Source organism: Desulfomarina sp. (genome assembly GCF_054039375.1).
The window spans coordinates 34,816-49,526 of sequence record NZ_JBPLBA010000068.1; the positions used below are offsets into that span (position 1 = coordinate 34,816).

At 49.6% G+C, this 14,711-nt stretch carries 13 protein-coding genes; 2 read left to right on the plus strand and 11 right to left on the minus strand.

The window, feature by feature from the left end; all coding sequences use genetic code 11:
- Position 1: 1 nt before the first annotated feature.
- The 11 genes from ACXLDX_RS03865 to ACXLDX_RS03915 all read right to left on the minus strand — a co-directional run bounded on the left by ACXLDX_RS03865 (position 2) and on the right by ACXLDX_RS03915 (position 11,547).
- Positions 2–1,288, minus strand: a complete 1,287-nt coding sequence (locus ACXLDX_RS03865; protein ID WP_457575873.1) for a complex I subunit 1/NuoH family protein — start codon at positions 1,286–1,288, stop codon at positions 2–4.
- Entirely contained in the window at positions 1,275–2,837 is a 1,563-nt protein-coding gene (locus ACXLDX_RS03870; RefSeq protein ID WP_457575874.1) for an NADH-quinone oxidoreductase subunit G, read from the minus strand. The genes ACXLDX_RS03865 and ACXLDX_RS03870 overlap by 14 nt, the downstream gene beginning before the upstream one ends.
- Positions 2,830–2,991: a hypothetical protein gene (locus tag ACXLDX_RS03875; RefSeq protein ID WP_457575875.1), complete on the minus strand. Its 162-nt coding sequence runs from the start codon at positions 2,989–2,991 to the stop codon at positions 2,830–2,832. The genes ACXLDX_RS03870 and ACXLDX_RS03875 overlap by 8 nt, the downstream gene beginning before the upstream one ends.
- A 133-nt stretch (positions 2,992–3,124) precedes the next feature.
- Positions 3,125–4,372: an NADH-quinone oxidoreductase subunit NuoF gene (gene nuoF / locus ACXLDX_RS03880; RefSeq protein WP_457575876.1), complete on the minus strand. Its 1,248-nt coding sequence runs from the start codon at positions 4,370–4,372 to the stop codon at positions 3,125–3,127.
- Between the two features lie 87 nt (positions 4,373–4,459).
- Positions 4,460–4,966 (minus strand): NADH-quinone oxidoreductase subunit NuoE family protein, encoded by a 507-nt coding sequence (locus ACXLDX_RS03885; RefSeq protein ID WP_457575877.1) that lies wholly within the window; start codon positions 4,964–4,966, stop codon positions 4,460–4,462.
- Entirely contained in the window at positions 4,963–6,678 is a 1,716-nt protein-coding gene (locus ACXLDX_RS03890) for an NADH-quinone oxidoreductase subunit D (protein WP_457575878.1), read from the minus strand. Before ACXLDX_RS03890 ends, ACXLDX_RS03885 begins: the two co-directional genes overlap by 4 nt.
- 1 nt (position 6,679) lies before the next feature.
- A complete protein-coding gene (locus ACXLDX_RS03895; protein ID WP_457575879.1) occupies positions 6,680–7,192 on the minus strand; it encodes an NADH-quinone oxidoreductase subunit B in 513 nt (170 codons plus the stop codon).
- Positions 7,183–7,542 carry an NADH-quinone oxidoreductase subunit A gene (gene ndhC / locus ACXLDX_RS03900; protein ID WP_228854913.1) on the minus strand — a complete coding sequence of 120 codons (360 nt, stop codon included), beginning with the start codon at positions 7,540–7,542 and terminating at the stop codon, positions 7,183–7,185. The genes ACXLDX_RS03895 and ndhC overlap by 10 nt, the downstream gene beginning before the upstream one ends.
- 624 nt (positions 7,543–8,166) lie before the next feature.
- Positions 8,167–8,922, minus strand: coding sequence for an enoyl-CoA hydratase/isomerase family protein (locus ACXLDX_RS03905; protein WP_457575880.1), 756 nt, complete (start codon positions 8,920–8,922; stop codon positions 8,167–8,169).
- Positions 8,923–9,165: 243 nt separating this feature from the next.
- Positions 9,166–10,578 (minus strand): NADPH-dependent glutamate synthase, encoded by a 1,413-nt coding sequence (gltA, locus tag ACXLDX_RS03910; RefSeq protein ID WP_457575881.1) that lies wholly within the window; start codon positions 10,576–10,578, stop codon positions 9,166–9,168.
- A gap of 132 nt (positions 10,579–10,710) precedes the next feature.
- Positions 10,711–11,547 (minus strand): sulfide/dihydroorotate dehydrogenase-like FAD/NAD-binding protein, encoded by an 837-nt coding sequence (locus ACXLDX_RS03915; RefSeq protein ID WP_457575882.1) that lies wholly within the window; start codon positions 11,545–11,547, stop codon positions 10,711–10,713.
- 303 nt (positions 11,548–11,850) lie between these two features.
- Here ACXLDX_RS03915 and ACXLDX_RS03920 point away from each other — a divergent pair, with 303 nt between their 5' ends.
- Positions 11,851–12,735, plus strand: a complete 885-nt coding sequence (locus tag ACXLDX_RS03920) for a class I SAM-dependent methyltransferase (protein ID WP_457575883.1) — start codon at positions 11,851–11,853, stop codon at positions 12,733–12,735.
- A gap of 177 nt (positions 12,736–12,912) precedes the next feature.
- Positions 12,913–14,490, plus strand: coding sequence for an MBL fold metallo-hydrolase RNA specificity domain-containing protein (locus ACXLDX_RS03925; protein WP_457575884.1), 1,578 nt, complete (start codon positions 12,913–12,915; stop codon positions 14,488–14,490).
- Positions 14,491–14,711 lie beyond the last annotated feature (221 nt).

Genomic DNA, 14,711 nt, shown 5'->3' on the forward strand with positions numbered 1-14,711 from the left:
TTTAGCTGAGCGCAACGACAAACGCGCTTGTAATGAAGATGTTCAGAAGTGCCAGTGGAAGGAGCACCTGCCATCCCAGTTTCTGTAATTGATCATAGCGAAAACGGGGCAGGGTCCAGCGAACCCAGATATACACAAAGATCATCATCGTAACTTTCAGAAGAAAGGTTGTAACCTGCAGCAGGGTCACAAAAACGTGGGCTGCATCGCCCCCTGATTTGAGGAGCAGTATTGCGAGCAGTGCCAGTTCCAGGATGATCACCAGTCCCCAGAAGCATTTGATGTACACATTGGCTTCATAAACCCGGGGGTCATTTTCCCGGGGGTAGTGGCTGATATTGCTTCTTCTGATCCAACCAGCGAAGTAATACATCACGACGGGGAGAATGATCATGAGAAGAAAGGCCACGGGCTTTGCAAAACTGACCAGAGTCTCAGTGGCGAGAAAGGGTACCTGGTATCCACCGAAATAGAGAGTGACGATTATCGCACTTGAGGCAAAGAGGGCCACATATTCCCCCATGAAGAATACGGCAAATTTCATGGCGCTGTATTCCACGTGGAATCCAGCTACAATTTCACTTTCACCTTCGGCCAGATCAAATGGTGTCCGGTTGGTTTCTGCAAAGGCGGCAACCAGGAAAATTATGAACCCCAGGGGCTGAAGGACAACACCCCACATCGGGATAAAACCGAAAAGGAGCTGTCCCTGAAAACGGGCCATCTCGTTGAGATTGACCGTGCCGTATACTACCAGCAGACTGACAATGGCCAGACCCATGGGGATTTCGTAGCTGATGACCTGGGCAGCCGAGCGGAGTCCACCGAGAACACCGTATTTGTTGGTGGAGGACCAGCCCGCGAGGATAATGCCGTAGACACTGAATCCGGCCAGGGCCAGGAACCAGAGAATACCAAGATCAACGGGAATGGCCTGCATGATATAGCTTTTGCCGTTAAGCACCAGGGTGTCGGCAAAAGGTACCACAGCAAAGGAAACCACCGCGGTAAAAAATACGATGAGCGGCGCCAGGACAAAATAGAACTTGTGTTTGATATGACCGGAAATCACATCTTCCTTGAAGATGAGTTTAGCCGCGTCCGCGAGATTCTGTACCAGTCCTGCAGCCCTGAATCCGAAAATATTGGCACGGTTCGGGCCGGCCCGGTCCTGGAAGAAGCCGGCACCTCTGCGTTCCATCCAGACGCAGACGGCAATGAAACAGAGCGGAATAAACGCCCCGAAGGCAACTCGTATGGCAATCAGTAGAATATCAAGCCGGGACATTGTCAGCCTCACTATCGGTTAATTTCAATCCCGCGGACGGGATATTGTCTGGGTCAACGTTTTTTAACAGGTCGCTGGTTTTTTTCAATTCTTCCCACAGTTGACTTTCATCGGCAAGGGGCCCTCCCAGGAGGGAAACCAGTTGACCGGTTTCCACTGGTTCTCTGTTTTTGCTGACGGCTTTTTCAAAGGATTGCAGAATCCAGTCGCAGTTGATGATACTGCCGCCGTACTCGGTGAAAGAGGCAACGGGAAGCAGCAGGTTTGCCTGTCGACACCAGCCGCTTTCATGGCTGGAGAACCCGATAACGCGGGTATCTTTCAACAGTTTTTTCAATTCTGTCTCACTGTAAGTGAGGAGCAGATCATTGTTGAAATTCAGGAGCAGATCAGCTTTCTTCAGGGCTGTTTCAAAAGCCTCCCTGGAACTGTCAATTCCCAGGAGTTCAAGACCTCTCCGGTTGGAGGATTTATCATCCCGGATGAGATAATCGTCACCGTCACCCTTTTTGATATATCCATCACTGAATCCCGAGAGGGTTGCGCCGATTTTTTCTCCAAAGGATTTGATGGCCATCATCTGCTCAAGTGTACTGTCCGGAGAAAGCAGGAAAAGAATATCGTCATGTTTTTCCATTTCCCTGAGAGTGGCGGTGACAGCGTCATCAAAGGAGAGAGGACTGCGGCTCAGCCTTGCCTGTCCCATCCTGTTTTCATTTTCCCCGTGATAGCTGAGTCTCCCTTCGTCGCACATGAAATAACCATTGACCTGCTCATTCAGGAGGGGACGAAAACGATAGATCATATCGTCGCGATCTTTTTCCCGGTTATGGTCGACGGTAATATTGCAGCCTCTGGCGCAGCCATGGCAGATGCTTCTGTTTTTCTTCAGAAACCAGACCCGTTGTTTGAATCGGAAATCGGCACTGGTCATGGCACCCACGGGGCAGAGATCCACGACATTGAGGGCATATCTGTTATCAAGAGGTCGGCCGGGAAAGATCGTGACCCGGGCGGCATCAGTGCGGTTTACTATTCCGAGCTCTCCGGTCTTGGTGATCTGGCGGCAGAACCGAACACATCGGCCGCAGACCACACAGCGTTCCTGATCGTGGACGACACCGCAACCGAAATCCAGCTTCTTGGCTTTTTTGACCTGGGGAACATTCATCCGACTTTCTTCCCTGCCGTAGGTCATGTAATAATCCTGCAGGGAGCATTCTCCGGCCTGGTCACAGATGGGGCAGTCAGTTGGATGGTTTATCAGTTCCAGTTCCAGCACATCTTTCTGTATTTTCTTAATATGCTCAGCATCAAGGAGCACTTTCATTCCTTCCTGCGCCGGTGTCTTGCATGCCGGTACAAGGGGCGGTCTGCCGTCTTCTATACCGACAAGGCACATACGGCAGTTTCCGTCGGCACCAAGTGCTGGATGGTAACAGAGGTGAGGGATTTCGATACCGACAGCACCAATGGCGTCTATCAGGTTCTTGCCTGCCTCAACTTCGACTTCACATCCATTCACAAAAAGCTTAATTGTTTCAGCCATGGGGTATTTCCTGATAATCGTTCACCTTGGGAGTGCGGTAAACCCGCATTTCCCGCCGGCGTGTTAACTCTCTTGCTGTTCTGTTTCCTGTTTTGATCAATTTTATCTGAAAATCCTCGGCTGATGGTTGTGTTGCCGCAGTCGAGATTTTCATTGGTTTTTTGTGACCGGGCCATAGAGTCCGGTCATGCCGGTTTATCTGAAAATCAGCGGCTGCAGGTCAGATTGCCGCAGTCGGGATTTTCATTGGTTTTTGTGGCTGGGCCATAGAGTCCGGCCATGCCGGTTTATCCGGCAACACAGGCCTCGAATTCGTGTCTGAATTTGTCAAGGTAGCTGCGAACAGGCATGGTGCAGGCGGCCGACAGGACACAAACAGTCTTCATTTCGATATTGTCACAAAGTTCCCGGAGCAGCTCTACGTCGGAAAGCTGTCCTTTTCCGGCAACGATCTTATTGATGATTTTCAGCATCCATCCCAGCCCTTCACGGCAGGGAGTACACTGTCCGCAGGATTCATGGTGGTAAAAATAGATCAGGTTCTGCACGAGTTTGACCATGTCTACGGTTTCATCAAGGACGACGATGCCACCGGAGCCGAACATTGTTTTATGTTCGGCCATCGATTCATAGTCCAGGGTTACAGTTTTTGCCTCTTCGGGGGTGAGTACCGGGGTGGAGCTTCCCCCGGGAATGACACCCTTGAGTTTCCGACCCTTCCAGACTCCGCCGGCCACCTTGTCGATAACCTCCAGAAGCGGTAACCCAAGAGGAAGCTCGTACATGCCTGGTTTTTCCACATGTCCGGAGATGCCGAAAAGATGAGTGCCGGGGCTTTTTTCCGTGCCGTATTTCTTATAGGCGTCAGCCCCGTTTTCAATAATGAACGGCAGTGAAGCTATACTCTGCACATTATTAATGATGGTCGGGCAGTCGTACAGTCCGGCAACCGCAGGGAAAGGCGGTTTGGAGCGTGGCTGGCCTTTTTTTCCCTCAATGGATTCGAGGAGTGCCGTTTCTTCACCGCAGACATAGGCACCGGCACCTCGGTGGACGGTGACATTAAGCTTGAAATCATGACCGGCGACCTTGTCGCCGAGATAGCCCGCCTCATAGGCCTCGTCAATGGCCGCCTGGAGTACCTTGACCTGACTGGTGTATTCTCCACGGATATAAATATAGGTGTCGTGGGAGCCTATGGCGTAACTGCAGATGATAATGCCTTCAATCAGCATATGAGGGTCGCGGACCAGAATATATCGGTCCTTGAAGGTTGCCGGTTCCGATTCATCGGAGTTGACAGCCAGGTAGACGGGTTTGCCTGTATCCTTTGGAAGAAAGCCCCATTTTACCCCGGCGGGAAACCCTGCTCCACCACGCCCCCGGAGTCCGCTGTCTCTCACCTCGGCTATAACATCTTCCGGTTTCATGGAGAAGAGTTTGTCAAGGGTAGCATAGGCGCCATGCTGCTTTGCCACTTCAAGCCTGTTGGCGTCCTCCATATCGAACTTGGCACTGAGTATTTTTACTTCCATATCTGTTCGCTCACATTGTATCTGAAAATCATATCCCGCATGATGCTGATGATGTCGGATGGGTGATTCTCATTCTTCTTTATGGCTTCAATCCAGCCCGGCCAGCAGTGCTTTCAGTTTGTCCACATCCATCTCTTCATGGAATTCGCCGTTGATTTGAACCACGGGAGCCGTGCCGCAGTGGCCCAGACACTCAACTTCTTCAAGGCTGAACCTGCCGTCCTCACTTATCTGACCCGGCTCGATACCAATTTCATCCCTGAGGTAATCGACTATCGCCTGCTTGTCCCGCAGCCAGCAGGATAATGTCCGGCAGACGCAGATATGATATTTGCCCATGGGCTGAAGGTGATACATGGTGTAAAACGTTGCACATTCAAAGACCCTGCTGGCAAAGGTGCCGATCCTGTCGGCAATATAAGCTATGGCCTCAGCGCTGATCCAGCCTTCCTGCTCCTGGGTCAGCCAGAGGGCTGGAAGGATCAAGGATTCCCTTGTCGGGTAGCGTTTGATGAGACGCTCGAATTCGGCATCTCTCTCTTTGTCGAACTGGAATGGTTTTCCTGTAGATATCAGTTGCGAACGGTCACTCATCTGTCCAACTCCCCGCCGATAATATTGATGCTTCCCAGGTTGATAACTGCATCGGCAATCATGTTCCCTTCGATCATTTTATGGAATCCTCCCATGATATAAAAACAGGGAGGGCGAACCTTCAGTTTATAAGGTTGGCCTGAACCGTCGGAGACAAAATGAAACCCCAGTTCTCCATTTGCCGCCTCAAAGGAATCGTACCATTCTCCAGCTGGTGTCCTGACACCCTCGAAAATCAGTTTGAAATGATTGGCCAGTCCTTCAATATTGCTGTAGACAGCCTCTTTGGGCGGAAGAACAACCCGGGAATCCTTGATGAAGACAGGACCATCGGGGATGGACTTCATTGCCTGGCGGATAATACTGATACTCTGGAACATTTCCTCGAAACGGATCATTACCCGGTCGTAGATATCCCCTTTGCTGCCCACGGGAACTTCGAAGTCGAACGATTCGTAGTTGTAATACGGCGCGTCCTTTCTCAGGTCAAAGGGAACTCCGCTTGCCCTCAGGGTCGGGCCGGTAAAACCGTAGGAAAGGGCTGTTTCAGCCGGCAGTATACATACGTCCTGTGTCCTGTCATGGACAATCCGGTTGGTTTCTATCAGGGAAAGCGAATCTCCGATACCCTTTTCAATATCGCGCAGCTGGAGTTCCAGGTCGGTTTCCCATCCTTCATAAAAATCCCGGTACATACCGCCTATGCGGGTAAAGGAACTGGTCAGTCTGGCACCGGTGAGGCGGCTGATGAAATCATAGGCTGCTTCTTTTTCATTATAGAGGTACCAGTAGTTGGTCAGTCCACCCATATCAACCAGGTTTGCGGCAATGCACACCAGATGATCCAGGACCCTGTAAAATTCAGTCAGGACTACGCGCATGAACTGAGCACGTTCAGTAATCTCAACTCCGAGCCACGATTCAACCGCTTTGACATAGGCGATATTGTTCATCATGGAGGAACAGTAGTTCAGCCTGTCAGTGAGGGGGACTATCTGGTTGTAGGTGCGGTTTTCTGCGGTTTTTTCAAAACCCCTGTGCAGATAGCCGATTTCGTTGACATTGGCCATGACCGTTTCTCCATCCAGCGCGGTGAGAATCCGGATGGCGCCGTGGGTGGCGGGGTGGGATGGACCGAGGTTCAGAAACATGATTTCGGTATTGATGTCCTGCATGGTGGACTCTTCAATACCGTTTTCAGCAAGTCTTGCCCTGATTTCTTTTTCCAAACGATCACTGTCCGTACAGATCTGGCCTTTTTCTATGTCATAATCCTTGCGCAGAGGATGACCCTTGAACTGCCAGTGATTGAGAATGCGCCTCAGGTCCGGGTGATTCTGGAAAGTAATACCATATTGATCCCAGGTTTCCCGTTCTCCCCAGTTTGCAGAACCCCAGAGATGGGTTGCGGAAGCGACTCCCTTTTCCGGGTCTTCCACCGGACAGCGCACCTGAACAAGAAAATTGTCCTGCCAGTTTCGCAGGGTGTAGACTACGGCAAAGCGTGTCCGGGTCGGTTCAGGATAGTCTTTATAATCAATTCCGGTAACATCAAGAAGGAGGCCACAGTTCAATGCGGGATCAGTCTTCAGTGTGGAAAGCGTGCTTTCCAGCCTGTCCGGCTCCACGTCAATCACCACAGTATCCAGAACAACTTTGCAGGTCGCGTCCGGAAATGCGGCTTGAAATTTTTCTAACGCCGTCGCACTCATATCAGTCGAGAATCCCTTTAAAGTCTTTATGGCGGTCTTTTAATACACTTTCGCCTTTAATCTGGTCCTGGATTTTCATCAACCCATCCAGAATCGCTTCAGGTCGTGGCGGGCAGCCGGAGATATAAACGTCAACTGGAATCACCGTATCAATTCCCTGGACGGTGCAGTAATTGTCATATATGCCGCCGGAACTTGCACAGGCACCAATGGCCATGACCCATTTGGGTTCGGCAATCTGTTCGTAGATTCTTTTCAGAATCGGAGCCTGTTTATAGCTGATGGTTCCGCAGACAAGCATGAGATCCGCCTGCCGGGGCGAGAACCTGACGACCTCCGCACCATATCTGGAGATGTCATGCTGGCTTGCCGCCGCACTCATGAATTCAATGGCACAGCAGGCTGTTCCAAACACGAATGGCCACAGGGAATACTGCCTGCCCCAGTTGACTATTTCGTCAAGCCTGGTCGTGATAACCGTGTCGCCGAGATTTGCTTCCAATCCTAACGCCAATTGAGCACCCCTTTCTTTAAGATATAGATGAGTCCGGTTAGCAGAAGCAGCATGAAGACAACCATTTCAGTAAAACCGAACCACCCGAGTTCCCGGACGGATACAGCCCATGGATACATAAATACCGCTTCAATATCGAAGATCAAAAAGAGAATTGCCAGCAGGTAGAATTTGACGCTGAACTTCTGATCGGCTCCGCCAATCATGGATCCGATACCGCTTTCGTAGGCTTCGTTTTTTACTTTTCCTTTGGAACGGGGTCCAAGTACTGCCGTGAGGACCATCATGACAGGGACAAGAACGGCTATCCCGATCAGAGCTGTTGCCGAAAGAACAAGTTCAGTTGACATCTGTTTTTCTCCTGCCGGTGTATAAAAAATTTACTCCCCAAGCCGGGAAGCCTGATAGACAAGTGTATTTTGAAAAATCCCGTGAGCCGCACTCAAAAAATGAACACTCATTCATTAACAGGCAGTATTATTCTGTGTCAAGAAAATATTTTTCCTGCCCTGTCGGTAGGTTACGGTCTGCATTTTTGAATTATATTGTGCGAATCCGGCTTGGCCGCTGTGCTTTTTGTGCCCAGTATTTTTTCAATTTCTTCCCTTCTTCGGGTTTTTTTGTGTTCGGGTATAGGGCAGTATTATGGTTTTCACTATCATTAACTTCTTGATTATAACAGGTTATGTTTTCTCAATCCGGAATTGCGGTTTTTTCCGGAATTTAAAGCTGAGAATAAAATGCACAACATGCACATGGGCGATTGGGCGCATAGGTGTTGCCTGCACCATCAAATGGTGTGGAATTCGTTGATTTCTGTTATTAAGCTCTGTCTTAAATATCGTTATTTCAGCAAGATATACGATAATGAACAGGTATTCATTTGTTTGAATATAAAGTTCAAATAAAGTTATAAGGGCGGTCGGCCACGGCCTTTTGCCCATTGCTGTAAAAGACAGTTTTGTCGAGACCGGTCACTGGTATTTTTTAATTCGTGCCTGGGTTTCTTCGGAGAGGGCCAGTTGCAGAAAAAGTTCAAGTTCGTCATGTACGATTCGGGAAATGTCAGGCGACTGGTGTCTGCGTAAAATGGATTTTGTGGCAAGGATGGCCGCCGGAGGTTGTTCTGCAATGGATCGGGCATATTCCATAGCCTTTGCTAAAGAATCTCCTTTTTGTGTTATGGCGTTGATCAGTCCATATTTCAAAGCTTCATCCGCTGAGAAAAACCTGCCTGTCAGGAGCAGTTCATTTGCGGCCTTTATCCCTGCAGATTCCGGTAGAAGTGCAGAAGATCCACCCTCGGGGCAGACACCAAGGTTTGCAAAGGGAAGGCGGAAGCGAGTATCCGTTGAAGCGACAGCAAGGTCACAATGGAGAAGCAAGGTTGTTCCGATACCTACTGCTACACCTTCAACGGCAGCAATTAATGGTTTTTTCAGGGTGGTCACGGTATCAAAAAGAGCCTGGACTGCCTCCATAACCTTTTCGGCTCTGTCACCGATGAGATCGGAGAGGTCATTTCCGGCAGTAAATTTTCCTCCGGCCCCTGTAATGATAATGCACCTGCACTCGCTGGAATCATCGGCACTTTTCAGTCCATGGATAATATCACTGTACGTCCGGAGGCGGATGGCATTGAGTTTTTCCGGTCGGTTAAGGGTGAGCAGTCCAATCTTGTTTTCTATGGTAAAGAGTATGTCTGAATCTACTGTTTTAGCATTTTTCATTTGTTGACACGCCGGATTTAGGGGGAAAAAGAAACAAGCCTGCCGGTGCAGACACCAGCAGGCTTGTTTGTGCGCCAGAAAATTTTCTTTTAGCCCGATTTCTGTTGTCACAGGAAAATGCTGACACCTGGATGGTATGCAACCTGAATCCTGCCCTTCAGGTGCAACACTTTTCTGTCCTGTTCCTTGATTTTGAGCGAAAAATCTAATTTTTCAAGACACCCACAACTGACAAACAGAAGGTTACCAGCCAAGCGTCAGGTAATCATGGATTGAGTTGGCGGCATCTCTGCCGGCACCCATTGCCAGGATGACAGTGGCGGCACCGGTGACGATGTCCCCTCCTGCCCAGACTGCCTTCTTGGTGGTTTTACCGGTGGACGGATCAGTGACCACATTACCCCACTTGTTCAGTTTCATATCGGGAGTTTCGCTGGTCAGCAGCGGATTGGCACCTGAGCCGACGGCAACAATACAGAGGTCGCAGTCAACTGTGAATTCGGAACCGACTACGGCAACGGGGCGGCGTCTGCCGGATTCATCAGGTTCGCCGAGCTCCATGCGCAGGCATTCCATACCCACCAGGCGGCCGTTTTCATCTCCGAGATATTTTGTCGGGTTGGTGAGGAGAAAAAGCTCAATACCCTCTTCCTCGGCATGATGGATTTCAGCTTTTCTGGCGGGCATTTCATCCCGGGAGCGACGATAGACAATTTTAACACTGTCGGCGCCCAGCCGCATGGCGGTTCTGGCGGAGTCCATGGCGACATTGCCGGCTCCGAGGACAACAACATTCTTGCCTTTTGGAATGGGGGTGTCTACTTCGGGATATTTATATGCCTTCATCAGGTTGGCCCGGGTCAGGTACTCGTTGGCCGAGAGGATACCCACAAGATTCTCACCGGGGATATTCATGAAGCGTGGCAGGCCGGCACCAACGCCGACATAAATGGCATCAAATCCCTGCTCGAAGAGCTCGTCCAGAGAGACAGTTCTGCCGACCACGGCATTGCATTCAACTTTGACGCCCTGTCTTTCGAGAAAATGAACTTCCTGGGCAACAATGTCCTTCGGCAGTCTGAATTCGGGAATCCCGTAGACAAGAACTCCGCCGGGTTTATGAAAGGCCTCGAAAATTGTTACATCATGACCTTTGGTAATCAGGTCGCCCGCAACCGTCAGGCCGGAAGGCCCGGCACCGACAACGGCTACTTTTTTGCCGGTTGGTTCTGCTCTGGGGGGCAATTCTCCCGTGCCGTGTTCTCTTTCATAATCAGCACAGAAGCGTTCAAGATTGCCGATGGCAACAGGTTCACCCTTGCGGCCGACAATGCATTTTCCTTCACATTGAATTTCCTGGGGACAGACGCGACCGCATACCGCAGGAAGGGCGTTTTTGGTCCAGAGATTGCGGATGGCACCGGTCATGTCACCCTGGGCGATAAGGTCGATAAAACCAGGGATATCAACACCGACCGGGCAACCTTCAACACAGCCCGGCTTTCTGCACTGCAGGCACCGTGAGGCTTCTTCCTGGGCCATTTTCATGGTGTAGCCGGTGGGTACTTCAAGGAAATTTCGCGCCCTTACCTTGGGTTCCTGCTCGGGCATTGCCACTCTGGGGGTTTTTGTTTTTTTTGCTGCTTTTTCCGCCATAATATCCTCCGTAGAAATCGTATCCACGTTTTAGAAATCATAAAAGAGTCTGCCGGAGTTTTGTTGATATCCTGCCAGTTTCACTGGAAAAACAAAAAATCCGGTTCAACACTGATAAAAACGAGTTTTGCCCTATTTGGCATCACGAATCGTGCAGTAATCCTGATGGCATTTCTGCTCTTCTTCCTTGTAGGCATTCAGCCGGAGCATGAGTTCGTCGTAATCTACTTTGTGTCCGTCAAATTCAGGGCCGTCTACGCAGGCAAATTTTGTTTCGCCACCAATGGTCACTCGGCAGCCGCCGCACATTCCGGTGCCGTCAACCATGATGGGGTTCAGACTGACAAGGGTTTCCACGTTGTATTCTTTCGTGATATTTGAAACAGCTTTCATCATCGGTACGGGACCAATAGCCACAACCAGTTTGACATCACCTTCGTCAAGGATTTCTTTCATGACATCGGTGACAAAACCGTGATGGCCGTAGGAGCCGTCATCGGTACAGACCCGGAGGTCGTGGGAGGCGGCTCGCATCTGGTCTTCGATGATCAGCAGGTCTTTGGTTCGGGCTCCGATGATACAGGTGACATCATTACCGATTTCTTTGAGGCCACGGGTGATGGGGTGGAGGACGGCCACACCGGTTCCGCCGCCGACACAGATCACCTTGCCGACTTTTTCAAGATGGGTGGCTTTGCCGAGAGGACCGATTACATCCTGGTAGCTGTCTCCGACCTGGAGTTCCTTGAACAGGGCTGTCGATTTGCCAACTACCATATAAATAATGGTGATGGTTCCTTTTTCCGGATCAGTTTCAGCCATTGTCAGCGGGATTCGTTCTCCCTCTTCATTGGCCTTGAGAATGACAAACTGACCGGGTTTTGCCTTTTTGGCTATAAGTGGTGCCTCTATCTCGTTGAGGATCACTGTACCCTTTGACATTTCCTCTCGTTTCACAATTTTAAACATTTTTCCCTCCGCAGTGAAAAACCATTGAATTATATAGGTAAAAAAAATTGTGTTTCGATAAATTTTCTATGGTAAGTAAGCACAAAGTCATCATTAAATCAACCTCTATATGTGTGTGATGTGAATGAAGCAGTGAAAGCTATCTTTTTGTAGTTCTGTAAAAAACGGTGCGCAGACATGGGCAAAATATGCTGATTGTGCATTTCTTGTGTTGTGTGCTGACTTGTCCTGTCTGGTTTTTCCCTGTTCTGGCATGTCGGCCGACTACTTTGACCGCATCGCACAATTGCCTGTTGGCGGTCAATGGCATGCTCGGAAGGGGTTGAAGGGAGTGAAAGAGAGATGGGCCGGAGACTGAAACAACTGCTGGCGGGTCGGTTTTCGCCGGAAGAATTGCGGCAGCTTGTGGGTGGATATGATCTCGTGGGAGACATCGCCATTGTAATTATACCGGAAGTCCTTGAGGCCAGGGAAAAGGAAATTGCGGAAGCAATACTTGCCGATAACAGAAGAATCAGAGTAGTGGCCAGACGTGTCGCCCATTACGGTGGAGAATTTCGGACCCTGCCGGTGAAAATTATCGGAGGGGAGAATCGTCTGGAAACGGAAGTCATCGAGTTTGGCATCCGGCTTCGTCTGAATATCGAACAGGTCTATTTTTCCATCAGAAGTGGAGGTGAGCGGCACCGTATTGCCTCTCTTGTCCGCCCGGGAGAGGAGGTGCTGGTGCTTTTTTCCGGAATTGCGCCGTATCCATTGATGATTTCCAGGTACAGCCGGGCCGGAGAAATTGTGGCAGTGGAAAAAAATCCGGTTGCCCATCGTTATGCTGAAATAAATGTAAAGTTGAATAAAAAGGAGAATAGTATAAAACTGATCAATGGAGATGTTGAGGATATTGTGCCTTCGTTTTCCCGTCGTTTCGACAGACTGGTCATGGTGCATCCAACAGGTGGAGAAAGATTCCTGCATACGGCTCTGGGGGCCTTGAAGCCGGGAGGAACTCTTCATTTTTACGATATGCAGCATCTTGATGCCCTGGAGCAGTCCTTTGACAAAGTGAGATCTGTCTGCATGAAAAGAGGACTGGATCTTCTGCATTCGGCATTTACCGTCTGCGGACATTGTGCACCGCATACCCACAGGATCTGTGTGGACTGCCTGACAGGTGACTGTTCACAGGGATAATAACTCTGTGTTTTATTGCCTCTGATTAAATGATTTCCCGATGATCCATGAAACTCAGCCAGGTTGCCTGCCGGGTTTTGTACGTGATTAAAAATGATTTACAGGGGCAGGAAAACAAGGCTGGACCCGAAACCTGAATCCATTTGGGGTTCAGGAGAAAAGAAAAAAGGAGCAGATATGCACGTTTCATTTTATGGAGCTACACGGGAAGTCACTGGATCGTTTCACACGCTGACAACGGAGAGTGATACGATTCTCCTGGATTGCGGTATGTTTCAGGGAAAAAGAAAAGAAGCGGAAATCAAGAACAGGGTCCTGCCTGTCAATCCGAAAGTATTGACCAATGCCGTGCTGTCCCATGCTCATATTGATCATTCGGGTCGTCTGCCCCTGTTGACCAGTGACGGATTTAACGGCAGGATCTTCTGTACCAGGGCAACCGCCCATGCCTGCGAGTATCTGCTGAAAGATTCCGCGAAGATTCAGGAAGGTGATGCCTCGTATCTCAACTATAAAACCGCCAAGCATTTTCTTGGGAAACTGAAAACAGGAAACGGCAGAAAAAAAGTATCGAAGGAGGAGCTCAAAGAGATCAGGTCATTGTTGAAGTCCGGCGGACACAGGTTGAAGACGGATGCTATAGAAGCACTTCTCAGAAAACATCAACTGGAGATCATTGAACCGATTTACACCATGGAAGAGGCCGAAGAAGCTCTGGATTACTTTAACGGTGTTCCCTACCAGGATACTGTCACTGTAGGAAAAGACCTGACCTGCACCTTTTATGAGGCCGGGCATATTCTCGGCTCCGCCATGTCAGTACTGCAGTATAAAAACAGTTCATCCACTAAAACGGTTTTATACAGTGGGGATCTCGGCCGTTTCGATAAACCGATTATCGAGGACCCGACGCTCGAGTTCGCCGAGGAACACCGCGATATTGACCTGATGATCATGGAATCCACCTATGGTGACAGGCTTCATGACCCGGTGATTAACATGAAACCTCTTTTAAAAGAGGTGCTCAGGGAAACATTTGCTCGAGGGGGTTCGGTTATTATTCCCAGTTTTTCTTACGGTCGCACCCAGGAGCTGATCTATTTTCTCCATGAGCTCTACCTGAAAAAGGAAGTGCCACCCATGCCTGTTTATGTGGACAGTCCCCTGGCAACTCATATTACCCATGTTTTCGGAGAACATCCGGAGACCTTCGACAAGGAAACCCACCAGGTCTTTCTTGAGCGCGGTATCAATCCCTTCAGTTTTGAGCAGTTGAAATTCGTGCAGACTGTGGAGGAATCGATGGCCCTGAACCGGGACAATCGGTCACATATTGTTCTGGCAGGCTCCGGAATGTGTGAGGGAGGGCGTATTCTGCACCATCTCAGGTACAAGATTCATGATCATCGCAATACAGTACTCATCGTCGGTTATATGGGTGAAAATACTTTCGGTCGCCATCTCCAGAGAAAGGGAGAAGAGTTCGAGGCCTCGGGCCGTCAGGGAAAGGCGCCGATGGTTCGCTTTTACAACAAAGAATATCCTCTTAACGCCCATGTGGTAACCCTTGGTGGGTTCAGTGCCCATGGGGACAGGAATGAACTGCTTCGTGTACTGAAGGACTCCAACCTGCGCATCAGAAAGATTGCTCTGGTTCATGGTGAAGAAGAGCAGTCACTGGCTTTTGCTGAGTTTCTCAGGAAAGAAAATTTCAATGTTGTCGTACCCCATCACGGCCAGAGTGTACTTGTTTGAAGCGTAAATCGTAATTGCTCACAGGCACCCCAGCTTTCCACGGTCTCTTTTGTCCGCATAGGTTGGGGTTGGCTATAGCGAAGAAGAGCCTGCAAAAATCACTGGAAATCTCAATTGATAAGGAATTCAAATGAAAAAGTGTCAGTCCAGATCATTTTATAATCAGTCTAATGTGATTTTTGAAATACGCCTGATAAAACAGGCCCAATCCCCAGGCTCAC